Annotated in this window: 1 protein-coding gene; it reads right to left on the reverse strand. The window is 35.1% G+C overall.

Annotated elements, in window-relative coordinates:
• Nucleotides 1-590 (reverse strand): sensor histidine kinase (locus B176_RS18805; RefSeq protein WP_040539743.1); only part of this gene is annotated, 590 nt, incomplete at both ends.

The following is a 590-nucleotide window of genomic DNA, read 5'->3' on the forward strand; positions in this document are numbered from 1 at the left end:
CCGTGGTGTAGTTCTACCAATCTTTTGGTAAAAGCTAAGCCAACACCCGATCCAAGGTTCATCTCGTTGTTGTTAACTTGGTAAAATCTTTCGAAAATCTGCATTTGATCATTTGGCGAAATACCCACACCATCGTCACTAACTTTAATAATGATTTTATCACCGTTAAGGGATAACTGCATACTTATATTGCCTTCTTTTTTAGTGTATTTAAAGGCATTTGATAAAAGGTTGAAGGCTATTTTCTCTAGGGCATCAGCATCAAAGCTAAACCACAGCTCGTTTATGGTAGTCTCAAATTTAAAATTGATTAAATTTCTTTCTGCAAGTGCAGAAAATGACGAATGAATATCGCGTAAAAAGCTAACGATATCACCGTTTTTAACCTGCAGTTTTTTTGTGCCTAATTCGGCTTTTCTAAATTCGAACAACTGATCAACCAAATGATAAAGCCGTTTTGCATTTACCAAAATAAGCTCGTGATATCGTTTTAACGATTTTTCTAAAGGTGCTTTTTGTATCAGTTCTTCTAACGGTGCAATAATTAGCGTAAGTGGCGTACGAAATTCATGAGATATATTGGTGAAAAA

Source organism: Pedobacter arcticus A12 (assembly GCF_000302595.1).
GTDB lineage: Bacteria > Bacteroidota > Bacteroidia > Sphingobacteriales > Sphingobacteriaceae > Pseudopedobacter > Pseudopedobacter arcticus.